General features: G+C 62.4%; 23 protein-coding genes. 14 read left to right on the top strand and 9 right to left on the bottom strand.

All coding sequences use genetic code 11. The features are described from left to right. Positions 1–120 precede the first annotated feature (120 nt). Positions 121–1,320 (top strand): formaldehyde dehydrogenase, glutathione-independent, encoded by a 1,200-nt coding sequence (gene fdhA, locus EGJ27_RS20300; protein ID WP_125832532.1) that lies wholly within the window; start codon positions 121–123, stop codon positions 1,318–1,320. 304 nt (positions 1,321–1,624) lie between these two features. Further along, positions 1,625–2,191: a DUF2780 domain-containing protein gene (locus EGJ27_RS20295; protein WP_125832531.1), complete on the top strand. Its 567-nt coding sequence runs from the start codon at positions 1,625–1,627 to the stop codon at positions 2,189–2,191. Here the strand turns inward: EGJ27_RS20295 and EGJ27_RS20290 are convergent. Beyond that, on the bottom strand, positions 2,171–3,070 hold the full coding sequence (locus tag EGJ27_RS20290; protein WP_125832530.1) for an acyltransferase: 900 nt from the start codon (positions 3,068–3,070) through the stop codon (positions 2,171–2,173). The genes EGJ27_RS20295 and EGJ27_RS20290 overlap by 21 nt on opposite strands. A gap of 194 nt (positions 3,071–3,264) precedes the next feature. On the opposite strand from EGJ27_RS20290, the gene EGJ27_RS20285 reads away from it, so the two are divergent. From EGJ27_RS20285 to creD, 4 genes are all read left to right on the top strand, one after another. Beyond that, the gene (locus EGJ27_RS20285) at positions 3,265–3,765 is read left to right on the top strand and encodes an ATP-dependent zinc protease (RefSeq protein ID WP_125832529.1); all 501 of its coding nucleotides are present in this window, start codon (positions 3,265–3,267) and stop codon (positions 3,763–3,765) included. Positions 3,766–3,824: 59 nt separating this feature from the next. Then, positions 3,825–4,505 carry a two-component system response regulator CreB gene (creB, locus tag EGJ27_RS20280; RefSeq protein WP_125832528.1) on the top strand — a complete coding sequence of 227 codons (681 nt, stop codon included), beginning with the start codon at positions 3,825–3,827 and terminating at the stop codon, positions 4,503–4,505. After that, a complete protein-coding gene (gene creC, locus EGJ27_RS20275) occupies positions 4,505–5,953 on the top strand; it encodes a two-component system sensor histidine kinase CreC (protein ID WP_125832527.1) in 1,449 nt (482 codons plus the stop codon). Before creB ends, creC begins: the two co-directional genes overlap by 1 nt. Before the next feature lie 63 nt (positions 5,954–6,016). Beyond that, a complete protein-coding gene (creD, locus tag EGJ27_RS20270; protein WP_125832526.1) occupies positions 6,017–7,393 on the top strand; it encodes a cell envelope integrity protein CreD in 1,377 nt (458 codons plus the stop codon). 117 nt (positions 7,394–7,510) lie between these two features. Here creD and EGJ27_RS20265 read toward each other — a convergent pair whose 3' ends face one another. From EGJ27_RS20265 to EGJ27_RS20250, 5 genes are all read right to left on the bottom strand, one after another. After that, complete coding sequence (locus EGJ27_RS20265; RefSeq protein WP_125832525.1) at positions 7,511–8,140, bottom strand: glutathione S-transferase family protein; 630 nt, start codon at positions 8,138–8,140, stop codon at positions 7,511–7,513. 97 nt (positions 8,141–8,237) lie between these two features. Further along, a complete protein-coding gene (locus tag EGJ27_RS24920) occupies positions 8,238–8,414 on the bottom strand; it encodes a hypothetical protein (RefSeq protein ID WP_177523069.1) in 177 nt (58 codons plus the stop codon). Beyond that, positions 8,411–9,544 carry a PepSY domain-containing protein gene (locus EGJ27_RS20260; RefSeq protein WP_125832524.1) on the bottom strand — a complete coding sequence of 378 codons (1,134 nt, stop codon included), beginning with the start codon at positions 9,542–9,544 and terminating at the stop codon, positions 8,411–8,413. Before EGJ27_RS20260 ends, EGJ27_RS24920 begins: the two co-directional genes overlap by 4 nt. A gap of 187 nt (positions 9,545–9,731) precedes the next feature. Continuing rightward, a complete protein-coding gene (locus EGJ27_RS20255) occupies positions 9,732–10,445 on the bottom strand; it encodes a PolC-type DNA polymerase III (protein ID WP_125832523.1) in 714 nt (237 codons plus the stop codon). Beyond that, a complete protein-coding gene (locus EGJ27_RS20250; RefSeq protein WP_125832522.1) occupies positions 10,442–12,376 on the bottom strand; it encodes a putative nucleotidyltransferase substrate binding domain-containing protein in 1,935 nt (644 codons plus the stop codon). The genes EGJ27_RS20255 and EGJ27_RS20250 overlap by 4 nt, the downstream gene beginning before the upstream one ends. 233 nt (positions 12,377–12,609) lie before the next feature. Between EGJ27_RS20250 and EGJ27_RS20245 the strand changes: the two genes are divergently transcribed. Continuing rightward, on the top strand, positions 12,610–13,056 hold the full coding sequence (locus tag EGJ27_RS20245) for a response regulator (RefSeq protein ID WP_177523068.1): 447 nt from the start codon (positions 12,610–12,612) through the stop codon (positions 13,054–13,056). A gap of 70 nt (positions 13,057–13,126) precedes the next feature. Here EGJ27_RS20245 and EGJ27_RS20240 read toward each other — a convergent pair whose 3' ends face one another. Next, positions 13,127–15,304, bottom strand: a complete 2,178-nt coding sequence (locus EGJ27_RS20240; RefSeq protein ID WP_125832521.1) for a malate synthase G — start codon at positions 15,302–15,304, stop codon at positions 13,127–13,129. Between the two features lie 317 nt (positions 15,305–15,621). On the opposite strand from EGJ27_RS20240, the gene EGJ27_RS20235 reads away from it, so the two are divergent. After that, positions 15,622–16,146 (top strand): glycine cleavage system protein R, encoded by a 525-nt coding sequence (locus EGJ27_RS20235; RefSeq protein WP_125832520.1) that lies wholly within the window; start codon positions 15,622–15,624, stop codon positions 16,144–16,146. A 107-nt stretch (positions 16,147–16,253) separates the two neighbouring features. On the opposite strand, the gene rarD is transcribed toward EGJ27_RS20235, so the two are convergent. Together rarD and EGJ27_RS20225 are read right to left on the bottom strand one after the other, a co-directional pair. Beyond that, the gene (gene rarD / locus EGJ27_RS20230) at positions 16,254–17,141 is read right to left on the bottom strand and encodes an EamA family transporter RarD (RefSeq protein ID WP_125832519.1); all 888 of its coding nucleotides are present in this window, start codon (positions 17,139–17,141) and stop codon (positions 16,254–16,256) included. A 114-nt stretch (positions 17,142–17,255) separates the two neighbouring features. Then, positions 17,256–18,230: a serine/threonine protein kinase gene (locus EGJ27_RS20225; protein WP_125832518.1), complete on the bottom strand. Its 975-nt coding sequence runs from the start codon at positions 18,228–18,230 to the stop codon at positions 17,256–17,258. A gap of 202 nt (positions 18,231–18,432) precedes the next feature. On the opposite strand from EGJ27_RS20225, the gene EGJ27_RS20220 reads away from it, so the two are divergent. From EGJ27_RS20220 to EGJ27_RS20195, 6 genes are read left to right on the top strand one after another with little or no spacing between them, the layout of a single operon-like run. Further along, entirely contained in the window at positions 18,433–19,467 is a 1,035-nt protein-coding gene (locus tag EGJ27_RS20220; RefSeq protein WP_125832517.1) for a substrate-binding domain-containing protein, read from the top strand. Further along, complete coding sequence (locus EGJ27_RS20215; protein ID WP_125832516.1) at positions 19,451–20,452, top strand: ABC transporter substrate-binding protein; 1,002 nt, start codon at positions 19,451–19,453, stop codon at positions 20,450–20,452. The genes EGJ27_RS20220 and EGJ27_RS20215 overlap by 17 nt, the downstream gene beginning before the upstream one ends. Next, the gene (locus EGJ27_RS20210) at positions 20,453–21,328 is read left to right on the top strand and encodes an iron ABC transporter permease (RefSeq protein WP_125832515.1); all 876 of its coding nucleotides are present in this window, start codon (positions 20,453–20,455) and stop codon (positions 21,326–21,328) included. A 56-nt stretch (positions 21,329–21,384) separates the two neighbouring features. Beyond that, entirely contained in the window at positions 21,385–22,119 is a 735-nt protein-coding gene (locus EGJ27_RS20205) for an ABC transporter permease (RefSeq protein WP_125832707.1), read from the top strand. Continuing rightward, positions 22,116–23,147 (top strand): ABC transporter ATP-binding protein, encoded by a 1,032-nt coding sequence (locus EGJ27_RS20200; RefSeq protein WP_125832514.1) that lies wholly within the window; start codon positions 22,116–22,118, stop codon positions 23,145–23,147. The genes EGJ27_RS20205 and EGJ27_RS20200 overlap by 4 nt, the downstream gene beginning before the upstream one ends. A gap of 24 nt (positions 23,148–23,171) precedes the next feature. Then, complete coding sequence (locus tag EGJ27_RS20195) at positions 23,172–24,005, top strand: phosphodiesterase (RefSeq protein WP_125832513.1); 834 nt, start codon at positions 23,172–23,174, stop codon at positions 24,003–24,005. Positions 24,006–24,141: the final 136 nt, after the last annotated feature.

Raw genomic sequence — 24,141 nt, 5'->3', positions numbered from 1 at the left:
GACTTTTCCGCTCCCACAGAAACCATGGACGCAAGTCAAACAAGCAACCCATGCGTTGCCGCAACATCTGAAGAAAGCAGCGCATTTCCCGCGACAACACAATAAAAGCGAGGTGAAAGCATGTCTGACAATCGTGGTGTGGTGTATCTCGGCGCCGGCAAGGTCGAAGTACAGTCGATTCCCTTCCCAAAAATGCAGGACCCACGCGGCAAGCGCATCGAACATGGCGTGATCCTGCGGGTGGTCTCCACCAATATCTGCGGCTCGGACCAGCACATGGTGCGCGGCCGCACCACCGCCCAGACCGGTCTGGTGCTCGGGCATGAAATCACCGGCGAGGTGCTGGAAGCCGGGCGCGATGTCGAGCATCTGAAGGTCGGCGATCTGGTGTCCGTGCCGTTCAACGTGGCATGCGGGCGTTGCCGTAGCTGCAAGGAACAACACACCGGTGTGTGCCTGACGGTCAACCCGGCGCGTGCCGGCGGTGCTTATGGCTACGTGGACATGGGCGACTGGGTCGGCGGTCAAGCCGAGTACGTGCTGGTGCCGTACGCCGACTTCAACCTGCTCAAGCTGCCGGACCGCGATGCGGCGATGGAGAAGATCCGCGACCTGACCTGTCTCTCTGACATCCTGCCCACCGGCTATCACGGCGCGGTGACCGCAGGCGTCGGCCCCGGCAGCACCGTATACGTCGCAGGCGCCGGACCGGTCGGGCTGGCGGCTGCGGCATCGGCGCGCTTGCTGGGCGCGGCGGTGGTCATCGTCGGCGATGTGAACCCGGCGCGTCTGGTTCACGCCAAGGCGCAAGGTTTCGAAATTGCCGACTTGTCCCAGGACACGCCGCTGCATGAGCAGATCGCTGCGCTGTTGGGCGAGCCGGAAGTGGATTGTGCCATCGATGCGGTGGGTTTCGAGGCGCGCGGGCACGGCCATGCCGGTGCGCAATCCGAAGCGCCGGCCACCGTGCTCAACTCGCTGATGGGCGTGGTGCGGGTAGCGGGCAAGATCGGTATTCCAGGCCTTTATGTCACCGAAGACCCGGGCGCCGTGGACGCCGCAGCGAAGATGGGCAGCCTGAGCATCCGCTTCGGCCTGGGCTGGGCGAAATCCCACAGCTTCCACACCGGCCAGACCCCGGTGATGAAGTACAACCGCCAGTTGATGCAGGCCATCATGTGGGACCGCATCAAGATCGCCGATGTGGTCGGTGTCGAAGTCATCAGCCTCGACGACGCACCACGGGGTTACGGCGAGTTCGATGCAGGCGTGCCGAAGAAATTCGTGATCGATCCGCACAAACTCTTCAGCGCGGCGTAAGCCATAGCCGCCCCATCGGCGGCAATGAGCTGGTGCTTGGCAGGAGCCACCGGGGCGGCGTTCCGTCTTGCTCGCGACGGCGGGGTCCGGACACAAGATCTGCTGTGTGTGTACCGGCCTCGTCGCCAGCAAGCTGCCTCCCACAATGGACCGTGTCGTTCTGGCTTGCACGGACATCACGGCTCATTGGGAAATAACCCGCCATCCGGTTACCCGCTCCGGGAACAAGCCCGGTCCCCTTCAGTCCAACCGAGTGTTTTACCGCCCACTCAAGGGCGGTTCCGGTTTGAGTGAGGTCGATTACATGAACACTGCACGCGGTATGGCTCTGGCAACCCTGATGGCTATGGCGGCTACGCCCGCGCTGGCCTTCAACCTGAATGACGCAGCGAATGCGGTCTCCAACGCCACAAGCGGCAATCAAAAAGCGACGGCAGCGCCTGAAGCGGCCGGTCTGCTCAACACCCTCGGCACTCAGCTCAACGTCACGCCCGAGCAAGCGGTGGGCGGCACTGGCGCCTTGCTGGGTCTGGCCAAGAATAAACTGACCGGAACAGACTACTCGCAACTGACCAAGTCGGTTCCGGGGCTGGACCAATTGTCCGGCCTGTCGGCGCTAGACAGCCTGGGCGGCGGCGGGCTGGGCGGTCTGCTCGGCGGCGGCAAGGATTCGGGCGGCAGTTCGATGCTCAATCAGGCATTGGGCAACGTGCAGGACATGGGCGACGTGAACACCGCGTTCAAGGCGCTGGGCATGGACAGCAGCATGGTCAGCCAGTTTGTCCCGGTGATCCTGCAATACCTCGGCCAGCAAGGCGCCAGCGGCTCCGCGCTGCAGAGCCTGAGCGGGCTATGGGGCGCTGGTAGCTGATTCCAGCCGCAACGCTGCAATCCGGGCGCTCTTTTCGATCCAGAGCTGGTTGACCCAGCCCTGGATCTTCTCGCGAAACACCGGGTCGTTTTCGTAATCGCCTTGCCACAATGACGGGTCCATTTCGCGGGTGCGGATGTCGACGATGACTTTCGGCACCCGGCCGCACAGCATGTCCCAGAAACCGGGAATCCGAGTGCCGGGATACACCACCGTCACATCCAGAATCGCGTCGAGCTGTTCGCCCATTGCGGCCAGCACGAAGGCAACGCCGCCGGCCTTGGGTTTGAGCAGGTCGGAGTAGGGCGAGGCCTGGGCTGCGTGCTTGGCCGGAGTAAACCGCGTGCCTTCCAGATAATTGACGATGGTCACCGGCTGGCGCTTGAACAGTTCGCAAGCCGCCTTGGTGATTTCCAGATCCTTGCCCTTGAGCTCAGGGTTCCTGGCCAGAAACGCTTTGGTGTAGCGCTTCATGAACGGGTAGTCCAGCGCCCACCACGCCAGGCCCAGCAGCGGCACCCAGATCAGTTCCTTTTTCAGGAAGAACTTGAAGAACGGCGTGCGGCGATTGAGTGCCTGGATCAGCGCCGGGATATCCACCCATGACTGATGGTTGCTGATGACCAGATAGGACGTGTCAGCGCGCAGTCCTTCATCGCCCCGAATATCCCATTGGGTCGGAATGCACGACGCGAAGATCAGTTTGTCGACTTCGGCCCAGGTCTCGGCGATCCACATCACGGCCACCGAGCAGCGGTCGCGCATCCGGCCTTTGAACAGCAGTTTGAGCAAGGCAAACACCAGCAACGGGCCGATCAACGCCAGGGTATTGATCAGTAGAAGCAGGGTAACGAAACAGCCGGTAAGGACGCGGCGCATAAAAGACTCTGAAGAATTCCGGGGGGCGCAATGATAAAGACCATCCACTACGACGCCAAATCCATAGCTGCTTACAAAATGTTTCATGCGCTGACAAATTCGTAGCGCACGTGGGTCTCCTTACCGAACCAAAGCAAGCAACGCTGTCTAAATTCGGCGTCATCCAGGCGCTGCTCTTGTGAGGAACCCTCTACGTGAAACCGATCCTGGCGCTTCTGTCCCTGTTGGCTCTGCCTGTCATGGCCGCCGAACCCACGCTGTATGGTCGCTATGAGAACATCAGCGTTCCCGAAATAGGCAAGACCTTCAAGGCCAAGATGGACACCGGCGCGCTGACCGCTTCGCTGTCGGCCAAAGACGTCGAGCTGTTCAAGCGCGATGGCGACGACTGGGTGCGCTTCCGCCTGGCTACCGAAGGCGCCGGCAGCAAGGTCTATGAGCACAAGGTTGCGCGAATCAGCAAGATCAAGGGCCGCGCCGACGGTGAAGAAGAGGACGAAGATATCGATCCGGTCAAGCGTCCGGTGATCGATCTGGAGCTGTGCCTGGGCGACAAAAAGCGCACGGTCGAGGTCAATCTGGTGGACCGCAGCCACTTCAACTATCCGCTGTTGATTGGCGCCAAGGCATTGCGCGAGTTTGACGCGGCGGTCAACCCGGCCCGGCGCTACACCGCAGATAAACCCGATTGCTGATTGACGGCGGGGGCTGAAATCACGCACCGTTTCGGCCTCTCCCCAAGCGCTCGGATGCCATGCCGCACATTCTGATTGTCGAAGATGAAGCCGCGATTGCCGATACGTTGATCTATGCCCTGCAAAGCGAAGGTTTCACCACCACCTGGATTGGCCTGGGCCAGCAGGCCGTCGACCATCAGCGCGCAACGCCCGCCGACCTGATCATTCTGGATATCGGCCTGCCCGATATCACCGGTTTCGAAGCCTGCAAGCAATTGCGACGCTTCACCGAAGTGCCGGTCATGTTTCTCAGCGCCCGTGATGGCGAGATCGACCGGGTCGTGGGGCTGGAAATCGGCGCCGATGATTATGTGGTCAAGCCGTTCAGCCCGCGGGAAGTCACGGCGAGGGTCCGGGCGATCCTCAAGCGCATGCAGCCGCGAACGGCAACGGCGCCCGTCGCAGAGCTGTTCCAGATTGATCGCGAGCGCGTGCAGATCAGCTATCGCGGCCAGGCCCTGAGCCTGACGCGCCACGAATTTCGCCTGTTGCAATGCCTGCTGGAGCAACCCGAGCGGGTGTTCAGCCGAGAGCAGTTGCTCGACGCGATGGGTGTTGCAGTGGACGCCGGCTACGACCGCAGCATCGACAGCCACGTCAAAAGCCTGCGCGCCAAACTGCGCCAGATAGCGGCCGAAGCCGAGCCGATCCAGACCCATCGCGGCCTTGGCTACAGTTACAGCCCCGGACACAGCTGATGCCGCTGAGTATCCGGATCTTCCTGGTGTATGCGGTGTTCATCGCGCTGACCGGCTATTTCGTGCTCAGTACCGTGATGAAGGAAGTGCGCCCCGGCGTGCGCCAATCTACCGAAGAAACCCTGGTGGACACGGCCAACCTGCTGGCGGAAATTCTCCACGAAGATGTTCGTAATGGCACCCTCGACCAGACCCGTCTGCCCGATGCGCTCAAGGCCTACGGCCAGCGTCAGCCGGGAGCGACCATCTGGGGGCTGGCGAAAAATCAGGTCAACAACCGCATTTACGTCACCGACGCCAACGGCATTGTGCTGCTCGACTCCAGCGGCGTGGCGCAGGGCCAGGATTATTCCCGCTGGAACGACGTTTATCTGACTTTGCGCGGCGAGTATGGCGCGCGCTCGACCCGCAGCGACCCGAATGATCCCAATTCCTCGGTGATGCATGTGGGCGCGCCGATTCGCGATAACGGGCGGATCATCGGCACGGTGACCGTGGCCAAACCCAACAGCTCGTTGCAGCCTTATGTGGATCGGGCCGAGCGCCGTTTGTTGTGGTACGGCGCTGGCCTGATGCTGCTCGGGCTTGTGCTGGGCGCGCTGTTTTCCTGGTGGCTCGGTTCAGCGTTACGCCGCCTGACCGGTTATGCCCAGGCGGTGAGCGAAGGGCGCCGCGCTCAATTGCCGCATTATCGCGGCGGTGAACTGGAGCAACTGTCTGCCGCCGTCGAACATATGCGTACTCAACTGGAAGGCAAAGCTTACGTCGAGCGCTATGTGCACACCTTGACCCATGAGCTGAAAAGCCCGCTGGCGGCGATTCGCGGCGCCGCCGAGCTGTTGCAGGATGAAATGCCCGCTGCGCAGCGGCAGCGGTTCGTCGCCAATATCGAAGGCGAAAGCGCGCGCATGCAACAACTCATCGAACGCTTGCTCAATCTGGCGATGGTGGAACAGCGCAAGACGCTTGAAGAGCGGGTATCCGTACCTCTGATTGCGTTGATAGAAGAACTGCTTGAAGCCCGTGGCGCCTGCATCAAAAGCCGAGGCTTGAATGTCGAGCGACACGTGGACCCAGGCTTGAGCCTGCTGGGCGAGCGCTTTCTGCTGCGCCAGGCCCTCGGCAATCTGCTGGACAACGCGCTGGATTTCACCCCCGTCGGCGGCACGCTGCGTTTCGAGGCCGAGCGCAATGGCCCGCGCATCAGTCTCAAGCTCTATAACGATGCCGCAGCGATTCCCGACTACGCGTTGCCACGGCTCAGTGAACGCTTCTACTCCCTGCCACGTCCGCACAGCGGCCGCAAAAGCACCGGTCTGGGCCTGAATTTCGTCGAAGAAGTGGTGCAGTTGCATGGCGGTGAAATGCAGATCGGCAACGTGCCCGATGGGGTGTTGGTGACACTGACCCTGCCTTCAACAGGTCCACTGCGCACACAATCTCCATAAAGCCCCCACATTTCCTCCACACAGGCTTCGCAGACTCTCTCCATCACAAACAGGGAGAGCTGTATGAACCGCAATCTGGCTATGAAACTGGGGATGATCGCGCTGCTGATCGTTCTGTTGCTGATTCCGCTGCTGATGATCGGCGGCCTGATCAGTGATCGTCAGCAGCAGCGCGACGCAGTGCTGGACGATATTGCCCGCAGTTCCAGCTTCAGCCAGCAATTGAGCGGGCCGATACTGGTCGTTCCGTACCGCAAGACGGTGCGGATCTGGAAGACCAACGCGCAGACCAATGAGCGTTACCTGGAAACCGCACAGGAGCGCGGGGCGCTGCACTTTCTGCCCGAGCGCTTCGAACTCGACGGCAAGGTGCAGACTGAATCGCGTTCGCGAGGGATCTACGAAGCGCGCCTGTTTCACGCCGACAACCGCATCAGCGGGCATTTCCTGCTGCCCGAGCAGCTTGGCATTGCCGTCGATTTTGACGATTACGCCTTTGATCGCCCTTTCCTGGCCGTCGGGATCAGCGACATTCGCGGCATTGAAAACGCCCTGCACTTGCAGTTGGGCGCCGACACCCAGGATTTTGTGCCGGGTACACGACTGGCCTGGTTGGGCGAGGGTGTCAGCGCTGACCTGCCGATGCTCCATGGTCACGGGCAGACTCGCCTGGATTTCGGTTTCGACCTGCGTTTGCAGGGCACCGGCCAACTGGAAGTGATCCCGGTGGGCAAATCCAGCAGCGTGCAACTGGCAGCCGACTGGCCGCATCCCAGCTTCATCGGCAACTACCTGCCGGCGCGTCGGGAAATTTCCGCGCAGGGTTTCAGTGCCCACTGGCAAACCACTTTCTTCTCCACCAATCTTCAGGGAGCGCTCACCGCCTGCCTGGTCAGTGACAACTGCCAGGATTTCAAGAGTCGCAGCTTTGGCGTCAGCTTCATCGATCCGGTGGATCAGTACCTCAAGAGCGACCGAGCGATCAAATACGCGCTGCTGTTCATTGCGCTGACATTCGCCGGGTTCTTTCTGTTCGAAGTGCTCAAGAGCATGGCTGTGCATCCGATCCAGTACGCGCTGGTGGGCGCCGCGCTGGCGCTGTTCTACCTGATGCTGCTGTCGCTGTCCGAGCATCTGGGTTTCACAGCGGCGTATCTGCTGTCGGCCGGCGGTTGCGTTGCGCTGATCGGCTTCTACGTCTGCCACGTTCTGCACAGCGTGCGTCACGGGCTGGCTTTCGCCGCCAGCCTTTCTGCGCTGTACGGTCTGCTTTACGGGCTGCTCAGCGCCGAGGATTACGCGCTGTTGATGGGCTCGTTGCTGTTGTTCGGCCTGTTGGGTGTGTTCATGGTGCTCACCCGCAAACTCGACTGGTATGGCATCGCCTCGCTCAAGCCGAACCCGTCAGTGGCCGGGGAAGCGGAGGTCGCACATGAGTAGGTGGCTCGGGCTGCGTGAAGAGCAGCAGCTGGCGAATACTCTTCTGGCAAGGATCGCCAGCCTGTTTCCCGAGGCTCCAGCCAGAGTGGAGCGCCTCAGGAACAGACGCTCAGTCGCTCAGACGCGGGGCTGGCTCGCCAGCATCGATGGCCGCTGACTGATTTCCAGATACCAGCTTGCCAGCCTCGGATACGTGCTGCGCCAGCGCAGGTCGGGCTGGCGGAAGTCCAGATAACCCAGGGCGGCGGCGACGCTGATGGAGGCGATGTCGAACGCAGAACTGAGTTCGGTGATGGCTTCCTGCTCGAAGTAACCGAGGGTGCGCTCGATCTTTTCCTGCTGGGCGTCCAGCCACTGGTCCCAATGCTTTTCCTCAGGGCGCAGCGCAAGCTCGTAGCGGATCAACAATGCAGCATCCAGCAGCGCATCGGCCAGCGACGCCAGGGTCAGACGGCGCCAGCGTGCCGAACCTTCACGAGGGATCAGGGGGTTGCCGACATGCTGGTGGTCCAGGTAGTCAAGGATGACCCGACTGTCATGGATCACATTGCCGTCCCCCAGCCGCAGGGCCGGTAGCTTGCCGGCCGGGTTGTCGTTGTTGAGTTCGGCGGATGGGCTGACCGGTGTCAGGACAGTGGTCTGCAACGCGACGCGGTCGAGCTGGCCGGTCTCGTGGAGCATGACCACCACTTTGCGGGCGAAGGGTGAAGCGGGGTTGAAGTACAGCGTCATGGTGGGGGCGGACATGGGTGTTCCTCGGATCGGACAGCCCTCTAGACTAGTCAGCGTGGGACTGGGGCGCAATCGGCAGTAAACGTATTCGAAAGCGCGGAACACATTACGCCTACTTCCTGACCAGCAACCCCCTTGCACTCAACACCGCCGCCACGCCCATACCCAGCCACGCCAGCGCATCCCACCAGCCGTCGCCCAGAAGGGCTGCGAACAGACCGCCCGCCGTGAGCAGGCCGATCAGCAGTGGAATGGCGAAAATCCTGCGCAGCGTCGACGCTTTGCTCATCGCGCAACCTGCGGTCGGGAAACGTCAGCCGGCTGTGCAGCGCGGCGCCTGACCCACCACAGGTAAACACCGCTGCCGAGCACGATGATGGTCAGCACATCCAGCGCAGCCCAGAGAATTTTCATCGGCATGCCGCCGTAGTCGCCAAAGTGCAGGGGCTGCGACATACCCAGCGCGTCCATGTACCAGGGTCGGCCGACCACGGCGGTCACTTCCAGGGTTCGGGCGTCGATCAGCACCGGTGTCGTCAGGTACGCGGTCAGGTGGGTATTGCCTTTGAGAAACACCGCGTAATGGTGTTCGCTGGAGAATCGCGTGCCGGGGAATGCGATGAAGTCGGCCTCCATGCCCGGTGCCACGCCTGCGGCGATTTGCAGCAGGCGGTCGGCCGGAGCACGCTGGGTCAAAGGCGGTGCATCGCGATACGGCGCAACCATCGCCGCCAGCGTGTCGTTGCGCCACGAGGCAATGAGCAGGTCCGCGCAGGCGCTGACCACGCCGGTCACGCCCACCACCAGCGCCCAGGTCAGCGTCACCACGCCGATCAGGTTATGCAGGTCCAGCCAGCGAGTGCGGGTGGACTTGCCGGCGCGCACCGTGCCGAACTCCAGCTTGCGCATGAACGGCGCGTACAGCACCGTTCCGGAGACCATCGCCACGACAAACAGCACGCCCATGAAGGCCAGCAATAGCTTGCCGGGCAGTTCGGCGTACATGTCCACATGCAGGCGCAGCATGAACATCATGAAGCCGCCATTGGCCGACGGCATTTCCAGCGCCTGGCCGGTACGCGCATCCAGCGCAAAGGTGTGCGAAGCGTTGGGCTCGGTGCCGGCGGTAGCGGCAGTAATGGCCATCACGCCGTTGGGATCGTCTTCGTCCCAGCCGAAATACTGCAGCACTTCGCCGGGCCGATGCGCTTCGGCAGCCTTGACCAGTTGTTCCAGACTCAGCCGCGCAGTATCGGCCGGCATGTCTTGGTAGTGCGGCGCATCGCCCAGCAGGTGGTCGATCTCGTGATGAAAGATCAGCGGCAGGCCGGTGAGCGCCAGCATCAGCAGAAACAGCGTGCAGATCAGGCTGCTCCAGGTATGAACCACCGACCAGCGGCGCACGGTTTGGCTTTTCATCATCGAATCCACGGGCGAAAGGGCGCTACTGTAATTCAATGGGACCTGAGCTGCGCAGCTGTTTATTCTGTGCCCGGGTTGGCTTCTTCGCCAGCAAGCTGGCTCCTGCGGGCGCGGTGTGCGCTGCCTAAGTGCAGGAGCCAGCTTGCTGGCGAAGTCGTATTGAAGTGCGCCCGATAAATCGGGCCTAAAAGGAATGCGACTGCCTGCGCCTGCGCCACTGCCCCAGGCGTTGTTCCAGGGCCACTGGGCTGTCGAGTTGTTGTTTGCGCGCATGGCTGAACAGGATCAACGCCAGTTCAGCCGTCACCAGAGCATCTGCACTGGCGTTGTGCCGCTCGTCGACGTGCAGGCCGAAGAATTGCGTCCAGTCGTCGAGCCCGGCCTGACGCAAATTGGCCTGCTCGAACAGCATTGGGGCGATCTCCGCGACGTCCAGAAACGGGTGTTGCAGGCAGTAACCCAAACTGTCCTTCAGCGCCCGCCCCAGCATGTGTTGATCGAATGGCGCGTGAAAACCGAGTATCGGGCCAGACCCCACGAACGCCATGAAATCCAGCAGCGCCTCGACCGGCTCGCTGCCGGCTGCAATGGTGCTGGGCGCCAGACCGTGCAGCAAGACCGCCGGGCTGACCTTGTGATCGACACGTAAAAGAGTGCGTTCGAACTGCTGGCCCAGATCGATGGCGCCATCCTCGATAACCACTGCGCCGATGGACAGCACTTGATCGCGGTTCATGTTCAAGCCGCTGGTTTCCAGGTCCAGCACGACCCAGCGCTGTTGGCGCAGCGACTGGTCATTGAGCGGCGCGGCAGGCGGCAAGGCGGCCAGACGTTGACGTTGCGAGTCGTCCAGTTCGGTTTTGCGAGGGCGTGGGCGTAGCCAGTCGAACAGATTCATAGCTGATAGCGCAGGGTCAGGCTGGATTGCAGGCGCTGTGCCTGGCGAAACGATTCGCGCAGGATGCGCCGGTCAAGGTGGTTCAAGGTGTCCGGGTCGATCCGGTTGGAGTAGGGCAGGTTCTGCCGACTCTGCAACTGATGCTGCTGCATGCGGGTTTGCTGGATGAAGTGATAAGCCTCTTCATAGGCGGCGCCGTCCAGCGGGTCGACGACTTCCCGCTCGACCAGCTGGCGCAGACGATCCAGGGTGCTGGTCGCGCCGATGCCATTGGCCAGCGCCAGCAACCGGGCGCCATCGACGAATGGGGTCAACCCTTCGGTCTTGAGGTCCAGCGTGTCTTTTTCAGCGCCTTTGCGCGCCAGTACGAAATCCTTGAAACGCCCCACCGGCGGGCGATGGCGCAGCGCGTTGTCGGCCATCATGCGTTGGAACAGGCGGTTGTCACCGATCTGGTTGATGATCGAGCGCCGCAGCTGTTCGACGCCGCTTTCCTCGCCCCACACCACGCGCAGATCGAAATAAATGCTCGACGCCAGCAGGTTCTCGGGCGTTGCTTCCCGAACGAACGCTGCAAAACGCCGCGACCATTCGGCCCGCGACAGGCACAGCTCGGGGTTGCCGGCCATGATGTTGCCTTTGCACAGGCTGAATCCGCATTGGGCCAGCACCTGGTTGATCCGTTCGGCGATCGGCAGCAGCAGGCCGCGTATTTCTGCCGCGTGGGCGGCGTCGCGGGCTTCGAACACGATGCCGTTGTCCTGATCGGTGTGCAGCGTCTGCTCGCGTCGCCCTTCGCTGCCAAAGCACAGCCAGCTGAAGGGAACGCCCGGATCGCCTTTTTCTTCCAGGGTCAGTTCGATGACCCGGCAAACCGTATGGTCGTTGAGCAGTGTGATGATCTGGGTGATCTGGGTCGACGACGCGCCGTGGGCCAGCATCCGGTCGACCAGTTGCACGATGTCGCCGCGCAGGTTGACCAGCGCTTCGATGCGTGGCGCGTTGCGAATGGTGCGGGCCAGATGCACCAGGTCGACCCGTTGCAGGGAAAACAGATCCCGCTCGGAGACCACACCGCACAGCCGCCCGTTTCTCACCAGGCACACGTGGGCAATGTGGCGGCCGGTCATCGCGATGGCTGCATCGAAGGCGCTGGCATCCGGGCTGAGGTGAAACGGCGCATGGCTCATATGCCGGTCAATGGGCTGGCTGAAATCGGCATCCACATCGGCCACCGCCTCGCGCAGGTCACGCAAGGTGAAGATGCCCAACGGCGCCTGATGTTCATCGACGATGACGATGCTGCCCACCTGCTGTTCATGCATCAGCCTGACCGCTTCACGCATCGGCGTTTGCGGGCTGCACATCACCGGATGGCGCATGGCCAGTTCGCCCAGCCGCGTGTTGAGGGAATACTGGGTACCCAGGGTTTCGGCGGCGCGCTGCTGAACCTGCTGATTGACCTGATCCAGCAGGCTGCTGACGCCGCGCAGCGCGAAGTCGCGGAACACCGTGGACAACGCGAACAGCTTGATGAACGCCTGTTTGTTCAGTTGCAGGCAAAACGTGTCTTCGGCGGCCAGGTGTTCGGTTCGCGTCGCGCGCTCGCCCAGCAGCGCCGCGAGCGGAAAGCATTCGCCGGTGCTGATCTCGAAGGTGGTCTCGGTGCCGCCCTTGGCCGAATGCGGGCGCTCGCCCACCACTTGCCCTTGTTTGACGACGTAAAAGTGTTCTACTGGCCCGTCGGCCGGCTTGATGATGCTGTCTCCGGCGGCATAGAAGCGCAGCTGGCATTGCTCGACCAGGTACGCCAGGTGCGCGCTTTCCATCTGGTTGAACGGCGGATATTTCTGCAGGAACTGCATGGTCCCGTGAATGTTCTGCAGCACTGCCGTCTTGCCTGCCTGAGTGAACGCATCTGCCTTGCTCATGAGCCATACCGCGTTTTTGTTATTGGCGTTCATGGTCGGTCGCTTGGGCGACAGTGCCCATTGGACGTAAGTCTTACGCTTGCGAAGGCTTTCCGGCCTGCCCCGGATGTGTATAAGCTGTCCGACGATCGCACAGGACTGCGTTCGAAGAAGGGCCGGGAAGCCGACGAAATGCGCCGCAGGTTCAGCCGTACCTGCGGTCAGAATGAAGTCCAGGGAATGATGAGACCGCAATGATCGACCATGACATCTTGAGCGAGGAAGAGCGTGACGCCCTGTCCGAGGTCATGCTGCAAGCCAATTGCGAATCCCCGCAGCGCGTCCTGATCGTGGACGACGACAGCGACGCACGCGAACTGCTGGCCGAAATCCTCGGCCTCAATGACATCAGCTGCCTGACCGCATCAGGCGGCGACAGCGCCATGCATCTACTGCGCACACGCCAGTCCATCGGGCTGTTGATCACCGACCTGCGCATGGCGCCTTGCGACGGACTCGACCTGATCCGCCGGGTACGGGAATCGGACCGCGCCGAACTGCCGATCATCATCGTCTCCGGCGATGCCAACGTGCGCGATGCCATCGATGCCATGCACCTGAGTGTAGTGGACTTCCTGCTCAAGCCGCTCAATACCAAGCATCTGGTGAAGCTGGTCAAGCGGGAATTGGGGATGAGCTGAGCGAGTCTGGTATCGACTATGATTCCAGACCCACGAAGGCAGGAGCGGACAAGTCCACTCCTGCGATTGCTTACAGCCCGTTCGCCGCCTTGAACTCCCTCCGCCGACGATGCAGCACCGGCTCGGTATAACCGTTGGGTTGCCGGGCGCCTTCGATCACCAGCTCGACCGCCGCCTGGAAGGCGATGTTGCTGTCGAAATCCGGTGCCAGTGGGCGATAGGCGGGGTCGTTGGCGTTCTGCCGGTCAACCACCGGCGCCATGCGCTTGAGGCTTTCCAGGACCTGGGTTTCGCTCACCACGCCATGACGCAGCCAGTTGGCCATGTGCTGGCTGGAAATGCGCAGGGTGGCGCGGTCTTCCATCAGGCCGATGTCGTTGATATCCGGCACTTTCGAACACCCTACGCCCTGATCGATCCAGCGCACCACATAGCCCAGAATGCCTTGGGCGTTGTTGTCCAGCTCGTTCTGGATTTCCTCGGCGGTCCAGTTGGTATCCGGCGCCAGCGGGATGGTCAGGATGTCGTCTACCGACGCGGGCGTGCGTTTGGCCAGTTCGGCCTGGCGGGCGAATACGTCGACCTTGTGGTAGTGCAGCGCGTGGAGTGCAGCGGCGGTCGGCGAGGGGACCCAGGCGGTGTTGGCACCGGCCAGCGGGTGGGCGATTTTCTGTTCGAGCATCGCGGCCATCAGGTCCGGCATTGCCCACATGCCTTTACCGATCTGCGCCCGACCTTGCAGGCCGCACTTCAAACCGATATCGACGTTGGAGTTTTCGTAGGCGGCGATCCACTTCTCGGCCTTCATCTGTGCTTTGCGCACCACCGGCCCGGCTTCCATGGATGTGTGGATTTCGTCGCCGGTACGGTCCAGGAAACCGGTATTGATGAACACCACACGCTCGCTCGCCGCCTGAATGCAGGCCTTGAGATTGACCGAGGTGCGGCGTTCTTCATCCATGATTCCGACTTTGAGCGTGTTGCGTGGCAGGTTGAGCACCTGCTCGATGCGTTCGAACAGCTCGTTGGTGAACGCCACTTCCTCAGGACCGTGCATTTTCGGTTTGACGATGTACACCGAACCGGCGCGGCTGTTGTTGCGCGAGGTGCTGCCGTTGAGGTTATGGATGGCAGCCAGGCTGGTCAGCAGCCCGTCGAGGATGCCTTCCGGGACTTCATTGCCGTGCTTGTCGAGAATCGCGTCGATGGTCATCAGATGGCCGACGTTGCGAATGAACAGCAGCGAGCGGCCGTGCAGCGTGATTTCGCCGCCCTCGGGCGTGGTGTAGACCCGGTCCGGGTTCATGGTGCGGGTGAAGGTTTCACCGCCCTTGCTCACCGATTCCGCCAGGTCGCCTTTCATCAGGCCCAGCCAGTTGCGGTAGACCACGACCTTGTCCTGGGCATCGACGGCCGCGATGGAGTCTTCGCAGTCCATGATGGTGGTCAGCGCCGCTTCCATGAGAATGTCTTTGACGCCCGCCGGATCGGTCTGGCCTACCGGGCTTGCCGCATCTATCTGGATTTCGAAGTGCAGGCCGTTGTGCTTGAGCAGCACGGCAAACGGAGCTGAAGCGTCGCCCTGGAAGCCGACCAGCTGCGCGTCATCCTTCAGGCCGGTGTTGCTGCCACCCTTGAGGCTGACCACCAGCCTGCCATCGATCAGCTTGTAGGCCGTGGAATCGACATGGGAGCCGGCAGCCAGTGGCGCGGCTTCATCCAGAAAGGCACGGGCGAAGGCGATGACTTTGTCACCGCGCACCTTGTTGTAGCCCTTGCCGCGTTCGGCACCGCCTTGTTCGCTGATGGCGTCGGTGCCGTAAAGCGCGTCATACAGCGAGCCCCAGCGAGCATTGGAGGCATTGAGCGCAAAGCGCGCGTTCATGACCGGCACCACCAGCTGCGGGCCTGCCATGGCGGTGATTTCTTCATCGACGTTCTGGGTGGTGATGTGGAAGTCCGCGGCTTGCGGCAGCAGGTAACCGATCTCCTGCAAGAACGCCTTGTACGCCGCTGCGTCGTGAGCCTGCCCGCTGCGGGCCTGATGCCAGGCGTCGATCCTGACTTGCAGGTCGTCACGTTTGCTGAGCAGGGCTTTGTTCTTTGGCGCCAGGTCATGGATCAGTCGATCCGCTCCGGCCCAGAAAGTGGCGGCATCGACGCCGGTGCCGGGGGTGGCTTCGTTCTGCACGAAGTCGAAGAGGACTTTGGCGACTTGCAGGTCGCCGACTTGAACGTACTCGGTCATTGCTATTGCCTCACTCTGCTCAGCAGGGGCTCAGGGAGCGCTCTGTTATTGATTCTGGTTATATGTAGTGCGCGCGGCCGGATACTACATGAAGCGTGTCAGCGTGAAAATGCTCCCGGATATGTCACTGAAACGACCTGAAGACTTTAGCCGGTCACGGCGCTAATCACCAAGGCCCCAATGCTCGTTGATCGCATGGCCGATTGTGGCGTGCTGCTCAGGCAGGTTGCCGGCCGTGCCGCCATCGTTGCCTATACTGCTGCAACAACCGCCGGGTGTGAGTCCGGCCAGTCCATGATCAGCAGAAGGAATCGAGCGTGGAACATCTCGTCGTCACCGTGGTTGCTCCCGATAAACCGGGCCAGGTCGAGCGTATCGCCGACTGCATCGCCGAGCAGGGCGGCAACTGGCTGGAAAGTCGCCTCTCGCGCCTGGCCGGACAGTTCGCCGGCATTCTTCGAGTGAGCGTGCCCGCCGATAACAGGGGCGCGCTGGTGGAAGCCCTCAATGCGCTGGCGGCTCACAATATTCGGGTGCTGTTGGCTGAAAGCACAACTGACGCTGACGCCGACAGCCGCTGGAAGCCGATCAGCATGGAGCTGGTGGGCAATGATCGACCGGGCATCGTGCGCGACATCACCCGATTGCTGACTGAACAGGGCGTCAACGTGGAGCGGCTAGTGACCGACGTCACGCCAGCGCCGATGAGCAACGAGCCGCTGTTCCACGCCGAAGCGACCCTTGGCGTGCCGTTGAGCCTGTCCCTTGATGATTTGCAAGCGAAGCTGGAAACCCTGGCCGATGACTTGATGGTGGAGTTGGTGTTGCGGACGGAGTTGTAAGCGGGGCAGTTATCCAGGGTATTGCTGCACCTGCCAGTGGATAACCCTTGGAGAAGCCTATGCACGCCTTGATTCACAAGGCGTGCAGAGGTTTGTTCGTTTTATGATCAGCCGCGGCGGCGCAAGTTGAGCCAGGCGTCCACGCTGTAGATCGCCAATCCAGCCCAGATGAAGGCGAAGGTGATCAGCGTGCTCGGGCTCAGGTGCTCGTCGTACAGCGCCACGGCGAGGATCAGCACCAGCGTTGGCGCCAGGTATTGCAGGAATCCCAGCGTGGTATACGGCAAGTGCCTCGCTGCCGCGTTGAAGCACACCAGCGGGACCAGCGTCACCGGGCCGGCGGCCGCCAGCCACAGCGCCTGGCTGGTGGTCCAGAACTCAGGTTGTGCGCTCATTGCCATCGGGTTGAACAGCAGCCAGGCCAGGGCCAGCGGCACCAGCATCCAGGTTTCCACCACCAGACCGGGCAACGCCGAGACAGGTGCTTTCTTGCGGATCAGGCCATAGAAGCCGAAGGTCAGCGCGAGCATCAGCGATACCCACGGCAGGCTGCCGACTTGCCAGACCTGTTGCGCCACGCCGGTGGCCGCCAGACCGACCGCCAGCCATTGCATACGGCGCAAGCGTTCGCCGAGCAGCAGCATGCCGAGCAGCACGTTGATCAGCGGGTTGATGTAGTAGCCCAGGCTGGCTTCGAGCATGCGCCCGTTGTTGACCGCCCACACATACACCATCCAGTTGGCGGCGATCAGCGTGCCGCTCAAGGCCAGCACCGCCAGGCGTTGCGGGTTGTCGCGCAGTTCGCGCCACCAGCCGGGATGCTTCCAGAACAGCAGCAGGAGCGAGCCGCACAGTGCCGACCAGAGCACCCGGTGAATGATGATTTCCAGGGCCGGTACGCTGGCGATGGCTTTGAAGTAGATGGGGAACAGGCCCCAGATGATGTAGGCGCTCAAGCCAAGAATGTAGCCACGACGCAGGTTGGCGGTTTGCATGATTCGTCCTTGCAGCAGGTGTTTTCTAGTTGTCTGTGGAGCGGTAACGCGGTTTACGCGGCAGCACTGCACGGTCTGGGCAGGTGCAGTGCAGTGCTGTCGGGTCGGGCAGGTTCAGAACAGTTTCAGCGGCTCTTCGTTGAGGGCCGAGAGTTGTTCGCGCAACGCCAGGATATGGTCGCCCCAATAGCGTTCGGTGCCGAACCAGGAAAAGCTGTGGGGGAACGCCGGATCGTCCCAGCGACGGGCCAGCCAGGCGCTGTAGTGCATCAGGCGCAAAGCGCGCAACGGTTCGATCAGCGCCAGCTCGCGCGGGTTGAAGTCGTGGAATTCGTTGTAGCCGTCCATGAGCTCCGACAATTGCCCCAGGCATTCCTGACGGTCGCCAGCCATCATCATCCAGATGTCCTGAACGGCAGGCCCCATACGGCAGTCGTCCAGGTCGACGATGTGAAACATCTCATCGCGGCACATCATGTTGCCGGGGTGGCAGTCGCCGTGCATGCGAATGTTCTGATGAGGGGTTGCGGCGTAGGCATCTTCCACACGCTTGAGCAGATCGCGGGCCACCGATTCGTAGGCCGGCAGCAGGCTACGCGGGATGCAGTCGTTTTCCAGCAGGTAAGCCACCGAGTCGTGGCCGAAGTTCTTCACGCCCAGGGCATCGCGGTGCTTGAACGCCTTGGTGGCGCCCACCGCATGGGTGCGGCCCAACAGCTGACCCAGACGATACAGCTGATCGAGATTGCCCGGCTCGGGCGCCCGTCCGCCGCGTCGCGGGAACAGGGTAAAGCGAAACCCGGCATGCTCGAACAGCGTCGCGCCGTTATGCACCAGCGGCGCAACCACCGGCACTTCGACCTCGACCAGTTCGGCGGTGAAGCTGTGTTCTTCCAGGATCGCCTCGGTGCTCCAGCGCTGGGGCCGGTAGAACTTGGCGATCAAGGGCTGACCGTCTTCGATGCCGACCTGGTAAACGCGGTTTTCATAACTGTTGAGCGCCATGACGCGGGCATCGGTCAGAAAGCCAATGCTTTCCACGGCGTCGAGGACAAGGTCGGGGGTCAGTGTTGCGAACGGGTGAGCCATGCGTACTCCTGCGCGCGGCAGGTTGCCGCGTCGGACCGGTGATGGTAACGCAGACAAGGCGGGGTTCGCCAAATAGCTGATGGTTAATTGTGTTGGCGTTCGGGGCGTCGATTGTCATTAAACGGTCATCGAGCGTTCGCGGGATCGCCATGATGATTGGCTAATGTCGCCGCCAATGAGATCGATCTCACGCGAGTGACCCATGCCCGATTTGAAAGAAGTGGCCCAACTGGCCGGCGTATCCCGCGCCACGGCCGCTCGAGCCTTTGCTACACCCGATGTGGTGCGCCCCGCGACCCGCGACCAGGTGTTCGCGGCGGCCCGCCATTTGGGTTTTCGCCCGAACCGGCTGGGGCGGCAGCTGCGTTTGCAGACCACCAATCTGATCGGCGTGGTGGTGCCTAATCTGCTCAACCCCGTGTTCGCCGAACAGTTCCAGGCCATGGAGCGCGCAGCCCGCGCCCGCGGTTACAACCTGCTGCTGGCCACTACCGACTACGCCAGTGAGCGGGAAAGCGATGTGGTGGAAGAGCTGCTGCGCCAGCGGGTCGACGGGCTGGTGCTGACGGTGACCGATGCCGAGCGCAATCACGTCCTGCAAAGCCTGACCCTTGAAGACACACCCTTCGTGCTTGCCTACCACCAGACCGGCAATCCCGACTACAGCGCTGTATCGGTGGATAACCGCGCCGGCATGGCGCTCGCCACCCGCTACCTGCTCGACGCCGGGCATCGGCGCATCGCCATGGTTGCCGGTCCGGCCATGCAGTCCGACCGCGCCCGGCTGCGTTATGCCGGTTATGGCGATGCCATGCGCGAACGCGGGCTGGCGGCGTACCCCGTTCTCGAAATGCCCGACCACACCTGTGCCGATTTCGCCGCGCTGGAACCCTTGCTCAAAGGTCCGGACGCGCCGACCGCGCTGGTCTGCTCCAACGATCTGCTGGCCATCAGCCTGATCGCCGAACTGCGCCGGCACGGTTGCGGTGTGCCGGAACGCCTGTCGGTGATCGGCTTCGACGGTATTGCCCTGGGCACCCAGATGCATCCGACGCTGTGCAGCGTGGTGCAGCCGATCGCCGAGCTGGCGCAGACCGTTATCGACCAATTGTTGGCGCAGATTTCCGGCGCGGCACCCGTTTCCCATTGTTTGCCGTGCCATATCCGGCCCGGCGAAAGCACCCGGCCCCTCGCTTCCCCCAACCCTCAGGAGACGCTTCATGCTCAGCTTCAGTAAAACCCTGGCAGCCCTGCTGCTGTGCGGTGCGGCCAGCCTTGCCCAGGCGGCTGAAACGGCGATCTGCTACAACTGCCCGCCGGAGTGGGCCGACTGGGGCACGCAACTGAAGGCCATTGCCGACAAGACCGGCGTCCAGGTGCCGCTGGATAACAAGAACTCCGGCCAGTCACTGGCGCAGATCGTTGCCGAACAGGCCGCACCCGTGGCGGACGTCGTCTACTACGGCGTGACCTTCGGTCTCCAGGCGCAGAAGGCCGGCGTTGTCGACACCTACAAGCCCAGGCACTGGGACGAGATCCCCGCCGGCCTGAAAGACCCGGCCGGGCACTGGTTCGCGATTCATTCCGGCACCTTGGGCATCATGGTCAATGTCGATGCGCTGGGCGGCCTGCCGGTGCCGCAAAGCTGGGCGGATCTGCTCAAGCCTGAATACAAAGGCATGGTCGGCTATCTGGACCCTTCGAGCGCTTTCGTCGGTTACGTGTCGGCAGTCGCGATCAACCAGGCCATGGGCGGCTCGCTGGACGATTTCGCGCCGGCCATCGACTACTTCCAGAAACTGGCGAAGAACTCACCCATCGTGCCCAAACAGACCGCCTATGCGCGAGTGTTGTCGGGTGAGCTGCCGATCCTGGTGGACTACGACTTCAACGCCTACCGCGCGCGCTACAAGGACAAGGCCAACGTGGCGTTCGTGATCCCCAGGGAAGGCACCATCGGCGTGCCTTATGTGATGAGCATGGTCGGCAAGGCACCGCATCGCGCCAATGCCGAGAAAGTGCTGGATTTCGTGCTCTCCGACGAAGGCCAGGCGCTGTGGGCCAAGGCTTATCTGCGCCCGGTTCGCTCGACGATGCCCGCCGACGTGGCCGCACAGTTCTTGCCCGATAGCGATTACGCCCGCGCCGGTGTCGTGGACTATCAGCAGATGGCCGGTGCCCAGGAAGCGTTCGCTGCCCGTTACCTGCGTGAGGTGAAATAAATGGCCGCCTCGCTGGAGCAAGCGTCGGCCGTGCAGCCAGGCGGATTGTCCAGGCCGCGATTGCGCCTGCGCCCGAGCGCTGCCATGGCGCTGGCTCCGGCAATGGCGGTGCTGGTCGCCTTCTGGTTGTTGCCATTGGCGCACCTGTTCATCTTGGGCGGGCAGAGCACCGACAATGGCGAAAGCGGTTACTGGCAGGTGTTGAGCAGCGCTCAATACCTGGGCAGCCTGGCGCAGACGTGCGTGCTGGCCATCGTCGTAACGCTTGCGGCGCTGGTGGTGGGCGGGATAAGCGGCTTTTTCCTGGCTCGACAGCAGTTTTTCGGTCGCTCGGCGTTGGTGGCGCTGCTGACCTTTCCGCTGGCCTTTCCCGGCGTGGTCGTGGGTTTTCTGGTGATCCTGCTGGCCGGCCGCCAGGGCATTTTCGCCGCGTTGGGGCTGCAACTCGCGGGCGAGCGCTGGATCTTTGCCTATTCGCTGATCGGGCTGTTCATCGGCTATCTGTATTTCTCGATCCCGCGGGTGATTCTTACGGTGATGGCGGCCTGTGAAAGCCTGGATCGCAGCCTGGAAGAAGCGGCGCGTTCCCTGGGCGCCGGGCACTGGCGAGTCGTCTGTGATGTGATCGTGCCGGGCCTGGCGCCCGCGCTGGTGTCCTGCGGCGCGATTTGCTTTGCGACGTCGATGGGCGCCTTTGGTACAGCGTTCACGCTCGGCACGCGCCTGAACGTGACGCCGGTCGCGATCTACAACGTGTTCACCAACTACGCCAATTTCACCGTGGCCGCCGCGCTGTCGGTGATCCTCGGCCTGGTGACCTGGGCGGTGCTGCTGGTGGCGCGGCGCATGGTCAAGTCTTCGGGAGTTGCGCTGTGAAACGGCCTTCGACGTTCTTCCTGCAATTGGCGTTCACGCTGCTGGTGTGCGCCTTCATGCTGGTCCCGGTGGTGCTGTCGCTGCTCGCCGGTTTGACTCGCAACTATTTCCAGGGCCTGTCGAGTGGCCTGACTTTCGACTGGCTGATTCAGGTGTGGCAGGCCTATTCACCGACGGTCTGGCTGTCGCTGCAACTGGCGGTGGCCTGCGCGGTGTGCGTTTGCATCGTGGGTGTCCCGGCGGCTTACGCGCTGGTGAAGATGAACAATCGGTTCAGCCGCGCCTTTGAAGAACTGATGGTGCTGCCGGTGGCGATGCCTGGGCTGGCGAGCGCGCTGGCCTTGCTGCTGACCTATGGCCAGTTCGGTGGGTTTCGCGGCAGCTGGTTGTTCATTCTGGTCGGGCACGTGCTGTTCACCTTGCCGTTTCTGGTGCGCCCGGTCATGGCCGTGATGCAGCGCCAGCAATTGCCGGTGCTCGAAGAGGCTGCGGCCAGTCTGGGCGCCGGGCCGATCCGGCGCTTCTTCACCGTTGTGGTTCCCAACTGCCGGGCCGGGATTCTGGCTGGCGTATTGATGGTGGTCACGCTGTCGCTGGGCGAGTTCAACCTGACCTGGATGCTGCACACGCCGATGACCAAAACCCTGCCGGTCGGTCTGGCCGACAGCTATGCCTCGGCGCGGCTGGAAGTCGCCAGCGCCTACACCCTTCTTTTCCTGTTGTTGATCGTGCCGCTGCTCATTGCATTGCAGGCCATCAGCGCGCGTCTTTCCCGTGGAGAAAGCCGATGAGCGGAACCACCCTTCGCCTGCGCGGCTGCCGCAAGGCATTCGCCGACGGCACCGTCGCCGTCCATGATCTGGACCTGACCATCGAGCCTGGTGAAACCCTGGCGATTCTCGGCCCTTCGGGCTGCGGCAAGACCACGACCCTGCGCCTGATCGCGGGCCTTGAACGGCCGGATGTCGGCCAGGTGCTGTTCGACGATCAGGACGTCACTCACCTGCCGATCGAGAAACGCGACGTGGGCATGGTGTTTCAGAACTACGCGCTGTTTCCCAATCTGGATGTGGCCGGAAACATTATCTATGGCCTGAAGATTCGCGGCGTGTCGCCCGCCTTGCGCAACAAGCGTTGCGAGGAACTGCTGGAACTGGTCGGCCTGCAGGAGCACGGCAAGCGTGGCATTCATGAACTGTCCGGCGGGCAGCGGCAGCGCGTGGCGCTGGCTCGAGCGCTGGCACCGCGACCGCGGGTGTTGCTGCTCGACGAGCCGCTGGCTGCGCTCGATGCACAACTGCGCGAGCGGCTGCGCAGCGAGCTGGATCAGCTGTTGCGTGGGCTCGGTATTACGGCCGTGTTCGTCACCCACGATCAGGGCGAAGCGATGGCGCTGGGTGACCGCATTCTGGTGATGGAGAAGGGCCGCGTCGCGCAACTGGCCAGCCCTCGGGAGATTTACCAGCAGCCGGCCAATGCCTTCGTCGCAGGTTTCGTCGGCAACCTGAACGCGTTCAACGTGATCGAGCGCACGGCGTTCGGCCTGAAGGTCAGCGGCGGGGTGTTGCCATGGCATGACGCGCAGCTGCCCGGCACGGTGTACTGCCGTCCCGAGCATCTGCGGGTGACCTCGGCGCAAGGCCACCTCAAGGGACGTCTGGTCGGGCAGTTTTTCCAGGGCGCGCAAAGCCGGTTGCTGGTCGATGTCGGTGGCGGGCAACCGTTGCTGGTGGACAGCAGCGACAACCTGATCCACGCCGCAGGCGCTGTTATTGCCCTGAACATCGATCCACAGGTTCTGTTCACCCTGCATTCGTAAAACCGTTTTGGTAGAGAGATCACTTTGAATCAGCCGTTTCTCATCGCACAAATCAGCGACCTGCACCTCAAGGCCGGTGGTCGTCTGACCTATGGCGTGGTCGACACCCTGGCCGCCTTGCGCCGCGCCGTTGACCATATCAATGCCAGCAAACAACGACCCGATGTGGTGGTCATCAGCGGCGATCTGGTGGATTTCGGTCGCACGGACGAATACGCCGTATTGCGTCCTCAGCTGGAGCGGTTGCAGATGCCGTTTTATCTGGTGCCGGGCAACCACGATGATCGCGAGAACCTGCTGGCGGCCTTTGCCGACCATATCTATCTGCCATTGTCGGCGGACGGTCCGCTGGACTGGGTGGTCGAGGAACACGCGGTGCGCCTGATCGGGCTGGATACGACCATTCCCGGTGAACACGGCGGCCAGCTGGATTATCGACAGCTCGACTGGCTGCATACCCAACTGTCCCGCCGTCCGGACGTGCCGACGGTGGTGATCCTGCACCATCCGCCATTCATCACCGGCATCGGCCATATGGACCTCGCGCCGTTCGCCAATGCCGCCGCGCTGGAGCGAGTGATCTCCCAGCATCCACAGGTGGAACGCCTGCTGTGCGGGCATTTGCATCGGCCGATGCAGCGGCGCTTTGGCGGCAGCCTGGCATGCGTGTGTCCCGGCACCTCACACCAGATCGTGCTGGATCTGGACGAAGCGGCGCCTGCGCATTTCAACCTGGAGCCGGCCGGCTATGTGTTGCACCGCTGGCATCCGCAGGAGGGATTCGTCAGCCATAACGCCATGCTGGGCCAATATGAAGGGCCGTATCCGTTCTACGATGCGGGCGGGTTGATTGATTGATCGGCGGGGACAGCTCTGCGGTGTTCTGTGGGAGAGAGCTTGCTCGCGACGAAGGTGCCGGAAATACACCTGTTGCGGATGTACTGGCGTTGTCGCGAGCAAGCTCCCTCCCACGGGTTTGCGGCGTACCTTGGAG

It is taken from the genome of Pseudomonas sp. v388 (assembly GCF_003935425.1).
Lineage (GTDB): Bacteria > Pseudomonadota > Gammaproteobacteria > Pseudomonadales > Pseudomonadaceae > Aquipseudomonas.
Note: the sequence above shows the minus strand (reverse complement) of the source record. Positions and strands in the feature narration are given on the sequence as shown.